Below are 18913 nucleotides of genomic sequence, written 5' to 3'. Positions count from 1 at the left end.
CGGCCTGGCCAAAAACACCGCACACGTGCTGACCTTGTTTGCGCTCTCCAATCTGTGGATGAAGCGAAAGCAGTTGCTGCCGGCTATGGGGAGCGTGCGCCTGTAAACCAGGAAATTCCCACGGAAAGCGCCAGAAATGGCGAAATTCCAAAGATTCAAACGCCACTCTTCGGAACGACGCGACATCCCGCACTCTCAGGCCTCGTTATTCAGACCTTCCCTAACGCAGGGGTTGCACCGGTATCGCCAATGCCAATGCCAAATCCCAAATTCCTAATCTCCGCCTCAACGGCAAACAAGCACCGCACTTACCCCCCAACTTCGCAGCTAGCAAAAAACTATCGCCGTATTTCCGAATGCAAAGCCCCCCTTGGTAAGGGGGGCGCGCCGAAGGCGTGGGGGATCGGGAGCAACACCGTGAGCCCGCTATCCGCGTTGCGGATAGCGGGTGAGCAGCCCGCAAAGCGGGCTGCTCCACGGTCAACTCAGCTCAGCTGAGTTGACCGTGGCAATGCTTGTACTTCTTGCCGCTGCCGCAGGGGCAAGGATCGTTGCGGCCGACCTTCGGCTCGTCGCGGGTGACCTGCGAGACCGCGACCGGCGCGTTTCCGCCCTGCACCTGGGCAGCTTCCTCGTCGGCGCCGTAACCACCGGCATCCTGATGCTGAAACTGCGAAGTCAGCAGACGTGCCTCGGCCTGACGACGTTCCTGCTCTTCCAGTTGGGCCACTTCTTCTTCGCTGCGGATGCGCACGCGCGCCAGCAAATTGATCACCTCGCGCTTGACGTTCTCCAGCATCTCCGAGAACAGTTCGAAGGCTTCCTTCTTGTATTCCTGCTTGGGCTGCTTCTGCGCATAGCCACGCAGATAGATGCCTTGGCGCAGATAGTCCATCTTGGCCAGATGCTCCTTCCAGCCCTGGTCGAGCACGGTCAGCATCACGTGCTTCTCGAGCGCGCGCATGGTGTCCGCGCCGATGGCGGCTTCCTTTTCGGCGAAGTGCGCATCCACTGCCGACTGCACCTTGGCAGCGATCTGCTCGGCATCGATCTCTTCCTGCGTCCGTACCAGCTCGGTCAGCGACAACGTCATGCCCAGCTCCGACTCCAGCGTCGCCTCCAGGTCCTGCAGGTCCCACTGCTCATCGACGGAGTTCGGCGGCACGAAGCGTGCGACCAGGTCGTGGATCACATCGGCGCGAATGCCTTCCACGTTGTCTTTGACTGACTCAGCGTCCAGCAGCTCGTCGCGCTGAGCATAGATCACCTTGCGTTGGTCGTTGTTGACGTCGTCGAAGTCGAGCAAGTTCTTGCGGATATCGAAGTTATGTGCTTCGACCTTGCGCTGAGAGTTCTCGATCACGCGCGAGATCATCCGATCCTCGATGACATCGTCTTCCTTCATACCCAGCATGCGCATCATCTTCGGCACACGCTCGCCACCAAAGATCCGCATCAGATTGTCTTCCAGCGACAGATAGAAGCGCGACGAACCCGGGTCGCCCTGACGACCGGCACGGCCGCGCAGCTGGTTGTCGATACGCCGCGATTCGTGGCGTTCGGTACCGATGATGTGCAGGCCGCCGGCCGCCTTGACCGCGTCATGACGACGCTGCCAGTCGGTCTTGATCTTGAAGCGCGCGTCTTCGGTGGCGTCTTCGCCGAGAGCGTGATATTCCGATTCCAACGAACCGCCCAGCACGATATCGGTACCGCGACCGGCCATATTGGTGGCGATGGTCACCGCGCCCGGCTGGCCGGCGTTGGCCACGATGGTGGCTTCGCGTTCGTGCTGCTTGGCGTTGAGCACTTCGTGCTTCACCCCGGCCTTGCGCAGATGCTCGGACAGCATCTCCGAGGTCTCGATCGAGGTGGTTCCCACCAGCACCGGCTGGCCGCGCTTGGCGCAGTCTTCGATGTCGGCCAGCACCGCATTGAACTTGCCCTTGCGGTTGAGGAACACCTGGTCCGGATGATCCTTGCGCACGGTCGGGCGGTTGGTCGGAATCACCACAACTTCCAGGCCGTAGATGCTCTGGAATTCGTAGGCTTCGGTATCGGCCGTACCGGTCATGCCGGACAGCTTCTTGTACATGCGGAACAGGTTCTGGAAGGTGATGCTGGCCAGGGTCTGGTTCTCGCGCTGAACCGGCACGCCTTCCTTCGCTTCGACCGCCTGATGCAGGCCGTCCGACCAGCGACGCCCGGACAGCGTGCGGCCGGTGAATTCGTCCACGATCACCACTTCGCCATCGCGCACGATGTAATCCACATCGCGCTGATAGATGGCATGCGCGCGCAGCGCCGCATTGAGGTGATGCACCACGCTCAGGTTCTGCGCGGCATACAGCCCGTCTTCGGCGTTTTCCAGGATGCCGGCCTGCAACAGCAACTCTTCGGCGTGGCCCATGCCTGCCTCGGACAGATGCACCTGCTTGCCCTTTTCGTCGATCCAGAAATCGCCTTCGCCTTCTTCGCTTTCCTGCCGGGTCAGCTGCGGCACGATGCGATTGACGCGGATGTACAGCTCCGGCGATTCGTCGGCCGGGCCGGAGATGATCAGCGGGGTGCGTGCTTCGTCGATCAGGATCGAGTCGACCTCGTCGACGATCGCGTAATGCAGATTGCGCTGGTAACGGTCAGCGCGCGACAGCGCCATGTTGTCGCGCAGGTAATCGAAGCCGAATTCGTTATTGGTGCCGTAGGTGATGTCCGCGCCGTAGGCCTCGCGCTTGTCGCTGTGCGGCATGCCCGGATACACCACGCCCACGCTCAGGCCCAGCCAGTTGTACAGCTTGCCCATCTGCGCAGCGTCGCGGCGCGCCAGGTAGTCGTTGACCGTCACCACGTGCACGCCCTCGCCCTGCAGCGCGTTGAGGTACACCGGCAACGTGGCCACCAGGGTCTTGCCTTCGCCGGTGCGCATCTCGGCGATCTTGCCAAGGTGCAACACCATGCCGCCGATCAGCTGCACATCGTAATGGCGCATACCCAGCACGCGTCGGCTGGCCTCGCGGCATACCGCGAAGGCTTCGGGAAGAATCTTGTCCAGGGACTCGCCGGCGGCAAGCCGCTGCTTGAACTCCGGGGTCTTGGCTTGCAGCTCGGCGTCGGAGAGCTTCTCGATCGTCGGCTCCAGCGCATTGATCTGGGTGACGAGGCGGTTGAGCTGGCGCAGCTGGCGTTCGTTACGACTGCCAAAGACACGGGTAAGCAGACTGTTGATCATTGAAGAAACCGGTTGAAAAGGAACGGTTTGACCGACGCCGGTCCCCACAGACCCGACCGCCGTAAACGAAACAGGGCGCACTGCGCCCTGTCGATGGCAACACCCTATTGTAGCTTGGGGCGGGCCTTCACGAATCAAGCGCGGCCCGCGCCCTCGTCAACCGCGCCCCTGACGTCCCACTGGCGTGGTTTCACCCAGGAATTTGCGCGGATTGACCACGCGCCCGTCCGCCCACACCTCGAAATGCACGTGTGCACCGGTGGAGCGGCCGCTGGAACCGGCACGCGCGACCTGCTGGCCGGCGCGCACCAGATCGCCCACCTTCACCACCAGGCGCGAGTTGTGCGCGTAGCGGGTCACATAACCGTTGCCGTGATCCACTTCGACCACGTTGCCGTAACCGCCGCGTACACCGGCGTAGCTGACCACGCCATCGGCGACCGACAGCACCGGGTCGCCCACGTTGGCATGGAAGTCCACGCCCTTGTGGAAGGCCGAACCGCCGTCGAACGGGTCGGCGCGGCCGCCGAAACCGGAGGTGATGTAGGTGTTGCGGATCGGCATCCGCGAGGGCACCGAATTCTGCTCCAGCTGATGATCGAACATCAGCGAGGCCAGCACGTTCAATTGCTGGCCGGAGGCGGAGAACTGCTGCTCCACTTGCCCCAACGTCTCCTTGAAGTCTTGCACCGGCATATCGCTGACCGGCTCATCGCCGCCACCGACGCCGACCGGCTCGTCGAAGTCGAACTCGCCGTCCTTCAACTTGCCCATTTCGGTCAGGCGCTCGCCCAACGCATTGAGGCGGGTGGCCTGCGCTTGCAGCTCGCCCAGACGGGCGGCCAGCGCATTGACCTGCGCCTGCGAGGCGCGCTGCGCCTGGGCCAGCTCGGCCTGCTGCTGCGCAACCTTGGCCTGCAGCGCCGAATTGGTCACCATGCCGGTGGCGGTGCTTGCACCGACGCCGATCAACATGCCCAGGCCCAATACCGCGCCAAGCACCACCATCGGTCGATCCGCTGCAAAGTCCTGGAACTGTCGGGCCACACGCTGCGCCCGGGTCTGCCGAGATTTGATTACAACTTTGTTCAACGCCATATGAGTGTCATGTCCAAGCCCAAGTCCAACGCACGTAACCCTTCCACTCCACAACCGGCCATCGAGGCCGCGCTGGGGGAAAAGGCTGGCGACCCCTTGCGCCGAGCCTTGTGGCTCGATGCGCTGGACCGGCAGTTGCGCCCCCTGTTACCACCTCATCTGTCCACCCGTTGCCGGTTGGCCAATGTCCGAGGCGAACAGCTCGTTTTTCTGGTGGATTCGCCGGTCTGGCATGCCAAGGTGCGGCTTGCCGAAACCCAAATCCTGGATGCCGCCCGATCCGTCGGACTGAAGGCCACCGCGGTGACCGTCAAGACCGCAACCGTGCCGCTGCATTCCCCAACGCAGCAGAACCGCGACCGTCCCAAACCTGTATCCGAGGCGACGCACAAAGGCTTGCGCGACGCATTGGCTTCTCTGCAGGACGTGTTACCGACCAAACGGTGAAGCCGTGCCGCCCATCCGGAGCGGCCGCCAGTGCGTGAAAGAGTTGCGAAGACCGCACGTGACCCGACGCATCCTAGCGGGCATGTGGCCCGCAGGAGTTAGAGAAGCCTTAAATAAATGTTAAGAACGGGCCAGAAATACGACCGGGTTCACACTTCGAACGTCGACCAGGGCATTCCCTGACATCAAGCGTAGACAGGGCTGGCGTAGGTTACCGGCGGCTGCTCGGTGCCTTCCGGGAAGCTGACCCATTCCCAGGCGGCCTGGTCGGCCAAAAGCGCACGCACCAGTTTGTTGTTGAGGGCGTGGCCGGATTTGAAGCCTTCGTAGGCGCCGAGGATGGCGCCGCCAGCCAGATACAGGTCGCCGATGGCGTCCAGAATCTTGTGCCGCACGAATTCGTTGGTGTAACGCAGGCCGTCCTCGTTGAGCACGCGGAACTCGTCCAGCACGATGGCATTGTCCATCGAGCCGCCCAGGCCCAGATTGCGCTCGCGCATGTACTCGAGGTCGCGCATGAAACCGAAGGTGCGCGCGCGCGAGATTTCCTTGACGTACGCCGAGGTGGAAAACTCGATTTCCTGGCGCGACTGCTTGGCCGGAATCATCGGGTGATTGAATTCGATGGTGAAGCCAAGCTTGTAGCCCTCGTACGGCTCAAAGCGCGCCACCTTGTCGCCATCGCGCACTTCCACCGTCTGCGTGATCCGGATGAAGCGCTTGGGCTTGCTCTGTTCGACGATGCCTGCCGACTGCAGCAGGAATACGAACGGGCCGGACGAGCCATCCATGATCGGCAACTCGGCCGAGGACAGTTCGACGATGACGTTGTCCACACCCAGGCCCGCCAATGCGGACATCAGATGTTCGACGGTCTGGATCTTGGCGCCGTTGCAGGTCAGCCCGGTGCACAGCGTGGTCTCGGTGACCAGTTCGGCATCTGCGGGGACTTCGACGACCGGTTCCAGGTCCACCCGTCGGAACACCACGCCATGATCGACCGGAGCCGGCCGTAACGTCATGTACACCTTGTCGCCGCTGTGCAGGCCGACGCCGGTGGCGCGAATGGTGTTCTTGAGAGTGCGTTGCTGGGTCATATGCGAAGTCTGGATGAACAATGCAGACAGACGCTGAACCGGCTGTCTATTCCGCTGAGATTATCCGAATTTTAACAAGTCGCGCGTGACGGCAACCGTAATCAGTCAGTCACGCGATGGCAAAAGCTGCCGGATCGGCACCGATCCGGCAGAAATGACATGACATGGTGGTGCAACCCGAAGCGGGCTTCGGGGTAGGACGGGCTACGTCACCGTGGCGACGCAGCCGACGCTCCTCAGTCGGCCTGGCGGCGCAGGAACGCCGGGATATCCAGGTAGTCGTTGGGCAGGTCTGCCGCCGGCGTCGAGGAGCCACCGCTGTTGTGGCTGCCGCTGCCGACCGAGTCGCTGCTCGGACGGCGCAGGCCCAGCCCCATGCTGCCGCCGACGGCCTTGGACACCGCATCGCCGCTGGTGGTGTCGAAATCGCCGAATTCCGGCTGGCCGGTGGTGGCATTGCGCACCAACTTGATCGGTGCGCGCTGGTCTGGACGCTGGGTCTGACGGGCAACCGCACGGTTCAGGCCGGTGGCCACCACGGTCACGCGCACTTCGTCCTGCATGTCCGGGTCGAGCACGGTACCGACGACCACAGTGGCGTCTTCCGACGCGAAGGCCTCGATGGTGCGGCCGATCTCGTCGAACTCGGACATGGTGAAGTCCGGGCCGGCGGTGATGTTGACCAGGATGCCATTGGCACCGGCCAAGTTCACATCGTCCAGCAGCGGGTTCTGGATGGCGGCTTCGGCAGCGGCCTGCGCGCGATCGTCGCCGCGGGCCGAACCGGTGCCCATCATGGCCAGACCCATTTCCGACATCACGGTGCGCACGTCGGCGAAGTCGACGTTGATCAGGCCGGGGCGCACGATCAGGTCGGCGATGCCCTGCACGGCGCCCTGCAGCACGTCGTTGGCAGCGCGGAACGCCTGGATCATGGTGGCGTTACGGCCCAGCACGGTGATCAGCTTTTCATTGGGGATGGTGATCAGCGAGTCGCAATGCTGGCTCAGTTCCTCGATGCCCTTCAGCGCCACCTGCATGCGACGACGGCCTTCGAACGGGAATGGCTTGGTGACCACGGCCACGGTCAGGATGCCCATTTCCTTGGCCAGCTGCGCCACCACCGGCGCGGCGCCGGTGCCGGTGCCGCCGCCCATGCCGGCGGTGATGAAGACCATGTCCGCACCCTGCAGCGCGTCCATGATGCGCTCGCGATCTTCCAGCGCGGCCTGACGGCCGACTTCCGGATTCGCGCCTGCGCCCAGGCCCTTGGTGACGTTGGTGCCGAGCTGCAGCTGCAGCTTGGCGCCGCAGTTCTTGATCGCCTGCGAGTCGGTGTTGGCGGTGATGAATTCCACGCCATCGACGTTGGTGTTGACCATGTGCGCGACGGCATTGCCACCGCCGCCGCCGACGCCCACCACCTTGATGACCGCGTTGGGAGCCATTTTTTCAATCAGTTCGAAATGTGCCATGTCAGTGTCCTCTTTAGATGCCGTGAATGGGGAATCGGGAATGGGGAATCGGATTGCTCCGTCGCCAGCCCAACACCCGCATGTCGGCGAATGTTGTTGTTTGAATGCCGGGAATGGGAAGTTGGAAATGGGGAATCGCAACAGCGAATCACCTCCACGCCAACCACTGCTTCCTCGACGGAACCGCAAAAAAAACTACGCCCTGCCCGCTCTCACCGCTCTCCACTCAAATCTGCCGCAACCGCTTTGCCTTTGCTTCAACCAATTCTCGAATCCCGATTCCCGGTTCTTCAGAATTCCCCGCGATACCAATTCTTCAATTTCTTGAACAAGCTGCCTGCGCGCCCGGTCGGAATCGATGGCCGGCGCGGGTGTTCGATCTGGCTGCCCATCAGCAACAGGCCAACGCCGGAGGCGTGCACCGGGTTGCCGACGACTTCGCCCAGGCCGGTGACGTGCTGCGGGATGCCCACGCGCACCGGCATCTGCAGCATTTCTTCGGCCAGTTCCACCACACCTTCCATCTTCGAGGCGCCACCGGTGAGCACCATGCCGGCGCGCACCATTTCCTCGAAACCGGAGCGGCGCAGTTCGGCCTGCACCATCTCGAAGATTTCTTCGTAACGGCCCTGCACTGCCTGCGCGAGCGCATGCCGCGGCATGCGACGCGGCGGGCGGTCGCCCACCGACGGCACCTGGATGCTTTCTTCGGCGGTGGCCAGCTGCGCCAGCGCGCAGGCGTAGCGCACCTTGATCTGCTCGGCTTCCGGGGTGGGCGTGCGCAGCATGTGCGCGATGTCGTTGGTGACGTGGTCGCCGGCGATCGGCAGCGAGGCGGTGTGGCAGATCGCGCCCTGCACGTAGACCGCAAGGTCGGTGGTGCCGGCGCCGATATCCACCAGCACCACGCCCAGCTCGCGTTCGTCGGCGGTCAACACCGCCACCGACGATGCCAGCGACGACAGCACCAGATCGTCGACCTGCAGGCCGCACTTCTGCACGCACTTGGTGATGTTGGCCGCCGCCGACTGCGCGCACACCACCAGGTGCGCATGCACCTCCAGGCGCACGCCGGTCATGCCGACCGGGTTGCGGATGCCTTCCTGCGAATCGTCCAGCACGTACTCGCGCGGAATCGCATGCAGGATGCGCTGATCGGCCGGAATGGCCACGGCCTTGGCGGCATCGAGCACGCGCTCCAGATCGCTCCAGGTCACTTCGCCATCGCGGATCGGCACGATGCCGGGCGAGTTCTTGCACTGCACGTGGTTGCCGGAAATCGAGGCGTACACCGAGCGGATCTCGCAACCGGCCATCAGCTCGGCCTCTTCCACCGCACGCTGGATCGACTGCACGGTGGATTCGATGTCCACCACCACGCCGCGCTTGAGACCGCGCGATTCATGCGAACCGATGCCGATCACTTCGATCGGATTGCCGGGCGAGTACTCGCCGACCAGCGCGACGACCTTGGAAGTGCCGATGTCCAGTCCAACGATGAGGGATTTGTCGCCTTTGCGATTCATGTCTTAAAGCCGGGAATAGCGAATGGGGAATGGGGAATGGTCAACAGCGGTGCACGAATGCGGGGAGAATTGAGAACAAGTGCATGAGCCGTAGCGGGCGATGCCTGCTTGGGCTTCTTCTCCATTCCCGATTCCCCATTCTCCATTCGCCTTTCAACGGTAAATCCGTTGGTGTAACGCAAGTCGGCGCGGGCGATCGGACGCTGTGGGTCGGACAGCTGCGGCAGCACGCGTGCGAAGCGCTGCAGCCGTGCGCGTGCATCGTCGCGGCCGACCACGATCTGCACGCCATTGCTCAGCCCCAGCGACCAGCTGCCGCGCGCGTCCATCTCAAGACGCTCCACATCCAGCCCGGTCGGTGCGAACAGGGCGCGTGATTCGTTGTACAGCGCCACCACATCCTGGGTCTTGCTGTCTGGACCACCCAGCTGCGGCAACTTGAAATCCTTCAAAAGCGGCGGGGTGCGAAACAGCCGGCCCTGCTCGGACAGCATGCGGTCGGTGCCCCAGCGCGCGAACGGCTTGTGCTCGGTCACATGCACTTCCAGTACATCCGGCCAGCGCTTGCGCACCTGCGCACTTTCCACCCACGGCAAACGCGCGATGGCATCCTGCGCCTGCTGCAATTTCACCGCGAAGAAGCCGGCACGCGCATACGGCAACACCACTGCACGCAACTCTTCGGCCGGCACCCGCTTGAAGTCGCCGGACACACGCAACTTCGCCAACGGCCAGCGCTCGGCACCGACCCAGCCATTGAGCACGGCCACCACCGGCAGCGCGACCAACGCCAGCGCGAGCAGCCAGGCCAGGATGCGCAGCGTGGCGTTCATGGGCGCGCTCCGCACACGGGAATTGGGAATCGGGAATAGGGAATCGCAACGGCAACAGCGCATCCGCTGTTACCCATTCCCGATTCACGATTCACGATTCCCGGCTTCACAGCGTCTGCTCCAGCACGCGCCAGACCAGCGTTTCGAAATCGATGCCGAGCTGGCGGGCGGCCTTGGGCACCAGCGAGTGGCTGGTCATGCCGGGAGCGGTGTTGACTTCGAGCAGATACAGCTGGCCACTGCTGCCATCACGCATCACGTCCACGCGGCCCCAGCCACGGCAGCCGGCAGCGCGGAAGGCGTCCAGCGCGAGTTGGCGGATCTGCGCTTCGGCCTCGCCTTCCAGCCCCGGGCACAGGTATTGCGTGTCGTCGGCGATGTACTTGGCGTTGTAGTCGTACCACTGGCCCTTGGGCACGATGCGGATCGACGGCAACGCGGTGTCGCCGAGCACGGCCACGGTGAGTTCGTCGCCTTCGATCAGTTGCTCCATCAGCAGCGCGCCGTCGTAGCGCGCCGCCAGGGTCACCGCTTCTTCGAGCTGTGCCTGGTCGAACACGCGGCTGACGCCGACGCTGGAACCTTCATTGGCCGGCTTGACGATGATCGGCAACCCGATCTGGCGTGCAGCGGCATGAATGTCCTCGGCGCTCGCGCCAGCGGCCAGCCGCGCATAGCGCGGGGTCGACAGGCCCAGCGACAACCACACCTGCTTGGTGCGGATTTTGTCCATGCTCAGCGCCGAACCCAGCACATCCGAGCCGGTATATGGCACGCCGAAGGCTTCCATCAGGCCCTGCACGATGCCGTCTTCGCCGCCGCCGTTATGTCCGTGCAGCACGTTGAACACGCGATCGAACTGCTGCGCGACCAATGCCTTGGCCAAGGCCGGAATGCCATCCACCGGCTGCGCATCCACGCCGCGTGCGCGCAGCGCGTCCAGCACGTTGCTGCCGGAATTCAACGACACCTCGCGCTCGGACGAGGTGCCGCCGAACAGTACGGCGACGCGGCCAAAGGCAGCCGGATCGCTGGTGCGGGCGTTGCCGACCAACGCGCTCATGCCTGTTCTCCGACAAACCCGTTGTTGATGATGTGCTGGGCCACATAACCGATATCGCCGGCGCCCATCATCAACAGCAGATCGCCGTCTTGCAGGACGTCCGGCAACACTTCGGCAAGACCGGCGATCTGGCCGACCACCACCGGTTCGCTGCGGCCGCGCGCACGGATGGCGCGCGCCAGTGCGCGCGAGTCGGCGCCCGGAATCGGCGCTTCGCCGGCGGGGTAGACCTCGCTCAGCACCAACGCGTCGACCGTGCTGAGCACCGCGGCAAAGGCGTCGAACTGATCGCGGGTGCGGCTATAGCGGTGCGGCTGGAAGGCGACGACCAGACGCTTGTCCGGCCAGCCGCCACGTGCTGCAGCGAACACGGCTTCGAGTTCGCGCGGGTGATGGCCGTAATCGTCGACCACGCGCACGCGCGCACCGGTGCTGGTGGTGACTTCGCCCAGATCGTTGAACCGACGGCCGATGCCGGCAAAATTTTCCAGCGCGCGCGCAATGGTGTCCGGCGCCACGCCGAGCTGCCAGCCGATTGCGGCAGCCGCCAGCGCATTGAGCACGTTGTGGCGGCCCGGCAGTGCAAGCGTCACCGGGGTGGTGGTGCCTTCGGGCAGGCGCAGCGTAAAACGCATGCGCGGGCCGTCCTGCACCACATCTTCGGCGCGCACGTCGGCGTTTTCGCTCATGCCGTAGCTCATCACGTGGCGCGGCGTCTTGCCGGCCAGTGCAGCCACTTCCGGGTCGTCGATGCACAGCAATGCCAGGCCGTAGAACGGCAGGCGCTGCAGGAATTCGGCGAATGCGGCCTGCACGCGGGCGAAATCGTTGCCGTAGTTTTCCAGGTGATCCGCATCGATGTTGGTGATGACCGCCATCAATGGATTCAGGCGCAGGAAGCTGCCATCGCTTTCGTCGGCTTCGGCGACCAACCATTGGCCGCCACCGAGCTTGGCGTTGGCGCCTGCGGCCAGCAGCTGCCCGCCGATCACGAACGTCGGGTCCAACCCGCCTTCGCTCAGCACCGCAGCCGCCAGGCTGGTGGTGGTGGTCTTGCCATGCGTGCCGGCCACCGCAATGCCGCGACGGAAACGCATCAGCTCGGCCAGCATCGCCGCGCGCGGCATGATCGGAATGCGCTGGCTGCGCGCTTCCATCAGCTCGGGATTGTCTTCGCGGATGGCGCTGGACACCACCACGCAATCGGTGCCCAGCACGTTGGCCGCCGAATGGCCGCGCATCACGCGCGCACCCAGCTTGGCCAGCCGGCGCGTGGCCGCGTTGTCGGCGTTGTCCGAGCCGGACACTTCATAGCCCAGCGTCAACATCACCTCGGCAATGCCGCTCATGCCGGTACCGCCGATGCCGACGAAATGCACGCGCGGGAACGCCCGCACCAGATCGCCACTGGCTTGCAGACGGCGGATCACCGGGCACCTCCAGTGGAGGTGCGAATCGGGAATCGGGAATCGGGAATGGTGTGGAGCTGAGCGCCAGCGGCGACGGAAACTTGGTCGGTGCGCTTGTCTGCGTGCATCAATGTGCGTTCCTGCGGTTGTTCTGAGCTGTGTCCATTCCCCATTCCCGATGGACCATTCCCTGCCTCTTGAAGAATGATGTCGGCGATGCGCTCGGCGGCGTCCGGTTTGGCCAGGGTGCGGGCAGCGTTGGCCATTGAGAGGCGACGTGCCGGGTCGGCGAGCAGGGTCTGCAGCACCTGCTGCAAGCGCACTGGCAGGCTGTCGTCCTGCTTGAGCAGCACGGCGGCGTTGGCGCCGACCAGGTATTCGGCATTGCGGGTTTGATGGTCGTCGACGGCGGCGGCAAACGGCACCAGCACGCTGCCGACACCGGCGGCGCACAGTTCGGCCAGGGTGGACGCGCCGGCGCGGCACACCACCAGATCTGCCCAGGCATAGGCAGCGGCCATGTCGGCAATGAAGGGTTCGACGCTGGCGTTGACGCCTGCCTGTGCATAGGCCGCTTCGGCTTCGGCGCGCAGCTTTTCGCCGCACTGATGGCGCACCTCGACCTCAGAATGGCCGAGTACGACCAGCGCAGCCGGCAGCGCCTGATTCAACACGCGCGCGCCCTGGCTGCCGCCTAGTACCAGCACGCGTACCGGGCCGGTGCGACCGAACAAACGATCGGCCGGCGCAGGCAGTGCCGCGATTTCCGCGCGCACCGGGTTGCCCACCGCTTCTTCGCCAGTGAAGCTGCCCGGAAAACCGGTCAGCACGCGGCGCGCGAAACGCGACAACACCTTGTTGGTCATGCCGGGTGCGCGATTCTGTTCGTGCACCAGCAATGGCGCACCGAGCAGGCGCGCGGCCAGGCCGCCCGGGCCGGCCGCAAAGCCGCCAAAGCTGATCACCGCACGCGGCTGGCGCTTGCGCAGCACGAAGCCGGCAGCGCGCACCGCGCGCATCACCCGCACCGGCGCACCGAGCAACTTCACCACGCCCTTGCCGCGCAAGCCGCTGATGGCCAGCGTATCGATGGGAATATCGTGCTGCGGCACCAGGCGAGTTTCCATGGCGCCATCGGCGCCCAACCAGGTCACCGGCACGCCGCGCGCGCGCAGCACCTTGGCCACGGCCAAGCCCGGGAAGATGTGCCCGCCGGTGCCGCCGGCCAGAATCATGACCGGCCGCAGCACCGCAGATGGCTGTGCGTGCGCTTGCGCGGCATTGGCAGAAACGCTCACGCAATCCTCCCGAACGTCGGTTCCACACGCGGTTGCATGCGGCTGGTACCGCGCAGGATGGCCGACGCAGGCGCTACGTAGGCGGCGGCAACCGGGGCGGCGGCCGGTGCGGGCGCGGCGGCAGTGTCGCGCTGCGGCTTGTGCGCAGGCGCGTACGCCGGCGGCACCGAATCGACCACCGGCTCGGCCGGCTCAGCTGGCGAGCTGGCCGCGCCCTGCGGAGACAACTTGCTGCGCAGGCGCTCGGCACGATCGGCCTCGTAGGACACACGCAGCAGCACGCCCATCGCAAGGCAGGTCATCAGCACCGACGAGCCACCTGACGAAATCAGTGGCAGGGTCAGCCCCTTGGTCGGCAGGATGCCCAGGTTGACGCCGATCGACACGAAGCTCTGCATCGCGATCCACAGGCCGATGCCGAAAGCGATGTAGCCGGAGAAATGCCGCTTCATTTCCACGCAGCGCATGCCCAGCCAGAAGGCGCGACCGACCAGCAGCGCGTATAGCCCGATCACGCCGCACACGCCCACAAAGCCCAGTTCCTCGGCGATCACCGAGAAGATGAAGTCGGTATGCGATTCGGGCAGGTAGTTGAGCTTCTGTACCGAAGCGCCCAGGCCCACGCCGGTCCACTGGCCGCGGCCGATGGCCATCAGCGCGTTGGACAGCTGGTAACCGGAGCCCAGCTGATCTACCCACGGGTCCATGAAGGAGGTCACGCGCCGCATGCGGTATGGCTCGAAGATCACCAATGCCACCAGGGCCGGCAGCAACAGCAGGATCGGCAGGATGATGCGCCCGATCGGCGCACCGCCCAGCACGAGCATGCAGGCGGTCACGCTCAGCAGCAGCATCGAGGAGCCGAAGTCCGGCTGCAGCAGCAACAGGCCGACCAGGAAGCCGACCACGAATACCGGTTTGAGCATCGCCTGCCAGGTCGCGTTGACCTCGTCGCGGAAACGCACCAGATAGCTCGCCAGCCAGATGATGTAGAACACCTTCACCGATTCGACCACCTGGAACCGCGATACGCCCAGGTTGATCCAGCGCTTGGCGCCATTGACGGTGCTGCCCAGGCCAGGCACGAACACCACCACGAGCAGCACAAAGCAGGCCAGCAACAACATCTGGTTGTGCTGTTCGATGGTCTTGAGCTCGGTGCGCATCGCCCAGAACGCCAGCGCGATGCCGCCCCCCAGGAACAGCAGGTGGCGGGTCAGGTAGTAGAACGGGCTGGCTTCCAGCTCGATCGAGCTGGACGCCACCATCACCACACCCAGCGACGCGAGCGTGACTGCGGCCCCGAGCAGCCACGGGTCGTAGCGGCCGCCGATGGCGTCCAGTCGTGTTGCCTGGCGGGACATGTCGTTCATCAGCGCACCTTCAACGTGGCAAGGCCGATCAGCACCAGCACCACCGAAATGATCCAGAAGCGCACGATCACGCGCGGCTCCGGCCAACCCTTGAGCTCGAAATGGTGGTGGATCGGCGCCATGCGGAATACGCGCTTGCCGGTCAGCTTGAAGCTGGCCACCTGGATCATCACCGACAGCGTTTCGATCACGAACACGCCGCCCATGATCACCAGCACCATCTCCTGACGCACGATCACCGCGATGGTGCCGAGCACTGCGCCCAGCGACAACGCGCCGATGTCGCCCATGAACACCATCGCCGGGTAGGTGTTGAACCACAGGAAGCCCAAGCCTGCCCCCGCAATCGCCGAGCAGATGATGATCAGCTCGCCGGCACCGGGAATCAGCGGAATTTTCAGGTATTCGGCGAACACCACGTTGCCGGACGCATACGCGAACACGCCCAGCGCGCAGGCCACCAGCACGGTCGGCATGATGGCCAAGCCATCCAGGCCATCGGTGAGGTTCACCGCGTTGGAGAAGCCCACGATCCAGAAGTAGGCGATCACCACGAAGCTCACGCCGGCCAGCGGCAGCGCGATCGACTTGAACATCGGGATGTAGAACGTGATCGCCGCCGGCACGTCGGCGGTGTAGTACAGGAACAAGCCAGCGGCCAGTCCGAAGATCGACTGCAGCAGATACTTCCAGCGCGACTTCAAACCATTGGGATCGCGTTTGACGATCTTGATCCAGTCGTCGTACCAGCCGATCGCACCGAAGCAGATCATCACCGCCAGCACCAACCACACGTAGCGGTTGCGCAGGTCGCCCCACAGCAGCACCGACAAGGTGACGGTGAGCAGGATCAGCGAACCGCCCATGGTCGGCGTGCCGGCCTTGGAAAAATGCATTTGCGGACCGTCCTGGCGAATCGGCTGGCCGCCCTTGAACTGGGCGAGCTTGCGGATCACCGCAGGTCCCATCCACAACGACAGGAACAGCGCCGTCAGCGCAGCCAAGATGCCGCGGAAGGTCAGATAGTTGAACAGCCCGAACAGGCTCTCCAGTTGCTGCAGCCAACGGGCCAACTCAAGCAGCATGGGATGCGCCCTCCGCCGATGCGAGCAGCGCGGTGACGACGCGGTCCATCGCGCTACCGCGCGAGCCCTTCACCAGGATCGTGATGGAGGCGGCACCCGAAAGAGCGGCCACAGACGGCGATTGCTGTTCTTGATTCACTGCATGTTCCTGCGTATTTCCTGATGCGTGTTGCTGCATTTGCTGTAGCTGGCTGGCGGCTCCGACCAGATCCGCCTGCAAGGCGTCGATCAACTCGGCATGCGTGGCGAACACGCGGGCACCTTCGCCGAATGCCTGTGCGGCGGCGGCGCTGAGTTCGCCCAGCGCATACAGCCGCTGCAGCTTGGCCGCACGCGCGCGACGTCCCGCCGCGGCATGCAATGCGACGCCTTCGGCACCGAGTTCGCGCATGTCGCCCAGCACCAGCCAGCCTTCGCCCTGTGCCGCGGCCAAGGCGTCGATGGCCGCATCCAGCGAGCCCGGGTTGGCGTTGTAGCTGTCGTCGATCAGTACCGCCCCATTGGGCATGGTCTGTGCGATCTGCCGGCCGGCCACCGCGCGCGCCTGCGCCAGACCGGCCGCGATCACCGGCAAGGCGATGCCGGCACCGAGTGCAAGGCCCGTTGCCGCCAGTGCGTTGAGCACGTTGTGGCGGCCCGGCAACGGCAGCGCAATCTGCGCCTTGCCCTGCGGCGTCACCAGGGTGAACTGCGCACCGCCAGGGTGCAGACGCAGTTGCCGCGCAGTGATCTCGGCACTGGCCTGCACGCCAAAGCGCAACACGCGACGTCCCTGCACCGGTTGGCTCTGCAACTGCTGCTCGAACCACATGCCGAAAGCGTCGTCGGCGTTGATCACCGCCACACCCCCGGCGGGCAATGCGGCGTAGATGGCGCCCTTGGTCTGTGCGACGCCGAGCAAGCTGCCCAGGCGTTCCAGATGCGCGGGCGCGATGTTGTTGACCAGTGCCACATGCGGCTGCGCAATCTCGGTGAGATAGGCGATATCGCCCGGCTTGCCCGCGCCCATTTCGTAGATCGCAACGTCTGCATCGTCGGGCGCGGCAAGCACCGCCAGCGGCAGGCCGATCTCGTTATTGCGGTTGCCCGGCGTGGCGTACACGGTGGTGCCATCCACGCGCCCGGCTTCGGTCAGGATCGACAGCAGCAGCGCCTTGACGCTGGTCTTGCCGTTGGAACCGGTCAGCGCAAGCACACGCGTGGCGCGGTCGCGCTGCATGCCGGCGGCGATGCGCGCCAACGCCAGCTCGGTGTTGTCCACCACCACCTGCGGCACGCTCAGCGCCGGCAGCAGGCGATCGACCAGCACACCGCTGGCACCACGCGCCACCGCCTCGGCGGCGAAGTCGTGCCCATCGAAGCGCTCGCCGCGCAGCGCCACATACAGGCTGCCGTCGGCGAGCGTGCGGGTGTCGTTGCCGACCGCATCGATCATGGCGTCGTCGCCGTGCAGCTCGCCGCCGGCCCAATGGGCAATCAACGACAGGGGCGTGAGCTTCATGGGCGCACTCCCAATACGGTCCGTGGCAGCAGCGCTTGCGCCGCCACGAGGGCGTCGTCGAAGGCATGCCGCACGCCGGCAACTTCCTGATACGGCTCGTGGCCCTTGCCGGCGATCAACACGATGTCCGATGGGCTGGCCATGCCGATGGCCTGATGGATCGCAGCAGCGCGGTCGCGCTGCACGATGGCCGCATCCGGTCGCGCGAAGCCGCGCAGGATATCGGCCACGATCGCATCGCCGTCCTCGCCCCGCGGGTTGTCGTCGGTCACGATCGCCACGTCGGCCTTGAGCTCGGCGATCGCTGCCATCTGCGGGCGCTTGCCGGTGTCGCGCTCGCCACCGCAGCCGAACACGCAGATCAGGCGGTCCTGCGCATGCGAGCGCAGGCTGCTCAATGCCTGCTCCAGCGCATCGGGCGTGTGTGCGTAATCGACCACCACCAACGGTGCGCCATGTGCGCCACCAAGGCGGTTCATGCGGCCATGAATGGGCTGCAACTGGCCAAGCACGCTGGCGATCTGCGCAGGCGCAAACTCCATCGCCCACAACGCGCCGGCCACGGCCAGCAGGTTGTCCACGTTGAAACGGCCCAGCAGCGGCGAATGCACCGGATGCACCTGGCCCCGGATATTGAGCGCGAAATTGATGCCGTTGTGGTCCAGCTGCAGTGCCTGCGCGCTCACGCTGGCGTCGGCATGCGCGCGCGAGCTCACACCGATCGCGCGCAGCGCGGGATCGAGCGCAGCGAACAGTGTGTGGCCGAACGCATCGTCCAGGTTCACCACGGCCGCTTTCAACCCCGCGCGGGCGAACAGCTTGGCCTTCGCCGCGCCGTACTGCGCCATGTCGCCGTGGTAATCGAGATGGTCGCGGGTGAGATTGGTGAACACCGCCACGTCGAAATGCACCGCATCCACGCGGCCCTGATCGAGCGCGTGCGAGCTGACTTCCATTGCCACGGCCTGCGCACCGTCATCGCGCAACTGCGCCAGCAAGGCATGCGTGGGCAGCACCAGCGGCGTGGTGAAACCGGTCGGCACGGCCGCGCCATACAGACCGACGCCCAAGGTGCCAAGCGTGCCGGTGGGCGTACCGAGCAGCGTCAATGCCTGCGCCAGCAACTGCACGGTGGAGGTCTTGCCGTTGGTACCGGTGACGCCGACCATACGCATCGCCTGCGACGGCCGGCCATGGAATTGATCGGCCATCACGCCGAGGCGCGCACGCAAACCGGGCACGGCAATCGCATCGGCCGGGACCGGCAGTCCATCGGGAGCCGGCGGCTCGAACAACACCGCCGCTGCGCCATTGGCGCGCGCCTGTTCGACAAAGCCCAGACCATGCGCGCCGAAACCGGCGATCGCCACGAAGGCATCGCCCGGACGCACGGCACGGCTATCCATCACCAGCCCGGACACCTGCAGGTCGTGCGTCAACGCCACGTCCGGCAGCAACTGCGAGAGCGCCATGGAGCGG

The 18913-nt window shown here is 64.9% G+C and carries 14 protein-coding genes and 1 pseudogene; 2 read left to right on the top strand and 13 right to left on the bottom strand.

Annotation, left to right across the window (positions count from 1 at the left end):
• A pseudogene (locus tag F7R02_RS18445) lies at window positions 1-106 on the top strand (IS5/IS1182 family transposase); the annotation flags it as partial.
• Window positions 107-490: 384 nt separating this feature from the next.
• Here the strand turns inward: F7R02_RS18445 and secA are convergent.
• On the bottom strand, window positions 491-3229 hold the full coding sequence (secA, locus tag F7R02_RS18435; RefSeq protein ID WP_078589243.1) for a preprotein translocase subunit SecA: 2739 nt from the start codon (window positions 3227-3229) through the stop codon (window positions 491-493).
• A gap of 156 nt (window positions 3230-3385) precedes the next feature.
• Window positions 3386-4327, bottom strand: coding sequence for a M23 family metallopeptidase (locus F7R02_RS18430; RefSeq protein WP_003485267.1), 942 nt, complete (start codon window positions 4325-4327; stop codon window positions 3386-3388).
• Between F7R02_RS18430 and F7R02_RS18425 the strand changes: the two genes are divergently transcribed.
• Window positions 4328-4774 (top strand): DciA family protein, encoded by a 447-nt coding sequence (locus F7R02_RS18425; protein WP_005910885.1) that lies wholly within the window; start codon window positions 4328-4330, stop codon window positions 4772-4774. It abuts the gene before it with no gap.
• Window positions 4775-4959: 185 nt separating this feature from the next.
• Here the strand turns inward: F7R02_RS18425 and lpxC are convergent, their stop codons facing one another.
• The 11 genes from lpxC to F7R02_RS18370 all read right to left on the bottom strand — a co-directional run bounded on the left by lpxC (window position 4960) and on the right by F7R02_RS18370 (window position 18906).
• Complete coding sequence (gene lpxC, locus F7R02_RS18420) at window positions 4960-5871, bottom strand: UDP-3-O-acyl-N-acetylglucosamine deacetylase (RefSeq protein WP_003485269.1); 912 nt, start codon at window positions 5869-5871, stop codon at window positions 4960-4962.
• Between the two features lie 236 nt (window positions 5872-6107).
• Window positions 6108-7346, bottom strand: a complete 1239-nt coding sequence (gene ftsZ, locus F7R02_RS18415) for a cell division protein FtsZ (RefSeq protein ID WP_003485270.1) — start codon at window positions 7344-7346, stop codon at window positions 6108-6110.
• Window positions 7347-7636: 290 nt separating this feature from the next.
• Window positions 7637-8872, bottom strand: a complete 1236-nt coding sequence (gene ftsA, locus F7R02_RS18410) for a cell division protein FtsA (protein ID WP_003485272.1) — start codon at window positions 8870-8872, stop codon at window positions 7637-7639.
• Window positions 8869-9705: a cell division protein FtsQ/DivIB gene (locus F7R02_RS18405; RefSeq protein ID WP_057684829.1), complete on the bottom strand. Its 837-nt coding sequence runs from the start codon at window positions 9703-9705 to the stop codon at window positions 8869-8871. Before F7R02_RS18405 ends, ftsA begins: the two co-directional genes overlap by 4 nt.
• A gap of 106 nt (window positions 9706-9811) precedes the next feature.
• The gene (locus tag F7R02_RS18400) at window positions 9812-10768 is read right to left on the bottom strand and encodes a D-alanine--D-alanine ligase (protein WP_078589241.1); all 957 of its coding nucleotides are present in this window, start codon (window positions 10766-10768) and stop codon (window positions 9812-9814) included.
• Entirely contained in the window at window positions 10765-12198 is a 1434-nt protein-coding gene (murC, locus tag F7R02_RS18395) for a UDP-N-acetylmuramate--L-alanine ligase (protein WP_078589239.1), read from the bottom strand. The genes F7R02_RS18400 and murC overlap by 4 nt, the downstream gene beginning before the upstream one ends.
• Window positions 12195-13475, bottom strand: coding sequence for an undecaprenyldiphospho-muramoylpentapeptide beta-N-acetylglucosaminyltransferase (murG, locus tag F7R02_RS18390; RefSeq protein WP_078589237.1), 1281 nt, complete (start codon window positions 13473-13475; stop codon window positions 12195-12197). The genes murC and murG overlap by 4 nt, the downstream gene beginning before the upstream one ends.
• Window positions 13472-14848, bottom strand: coding sequence for a putative lipid II flippase FtsW (gene ftsW / locus F7R02_RS18385; RefSeq protein ID WP_003485283.1), 1377 nt, complete (start codon window positions 14846-14848; stop codon window positions 13472-13474). Before ftsW ends, murG begins: the two co-directional genes overlap by 4 nt.
• A complete protein-coding gene (mraY, locus tag F7R02_RS18380) occupies window positions 14848-15933 on the bottom strand; it encodes a phospho-N-acetylmuramoyl-pentapeptide-transferase (RefSeq protein WP_078589235.1) in 1086 nt (361 codons plus the stop codon). The genes ftsW and mraY overlap by 1 nt, the downstream gene beginning before the upstream one ends.
• The gene (locus F7R02_RS18375; RefSeq protein ID WP_078589233.1) at window positions 15923-17434 is read right to left on the bottom strand and encodes a UDP-N-acetylmuramoyl-tripeptide--D-alanyl-D-alanine ligase; all 1512 of its coding nucleotides are present in this window, start codon (window positions 17432-17434) and stop codon (window positions 15923-15925) included. The genes mraY and F7R02_RS18375 overlap by 11 nt, the downstream gene beginning before the upstream one ends.
• Window positions 17431-18906 carry a UDP-N-acetylmuramoyl-L-alanyl-D-glutamate--2,6-diaminopimelate ligase gene (locus F7R02_RS18370; protein ID WP_172397198.1) on the bottom strand — a complete coding sequence of 492 codons (1476 nt, stop codon included), beginning with the start codon at window positions 18904-18906 and terminating at the stop codon, window positions 17431-17433. Before F7R02_RS18370 ends, F7R02_RS18375 begins: the two co-directional genes overlap by 4 nt.
• Window positions 18907-18913: the final 7 nt, after the last annotated feature.

Source organism: Xanthomonas cissicola, assembly GCF_008801575.1.
In the GTDB taxonomy this organism is placed as follows: Bacteria; Pseudomonadota; Gammaproteobacteria; order Xanthomonadales; family Xanthomonadaceae; genus Xanthomonas; species Xanthomonas cissicola.
The sequence above is the reverse complement of the archived record's forward strand: the minus strand, read 5'-3'. Positions and strand labels throughout refer to the sequence as shown.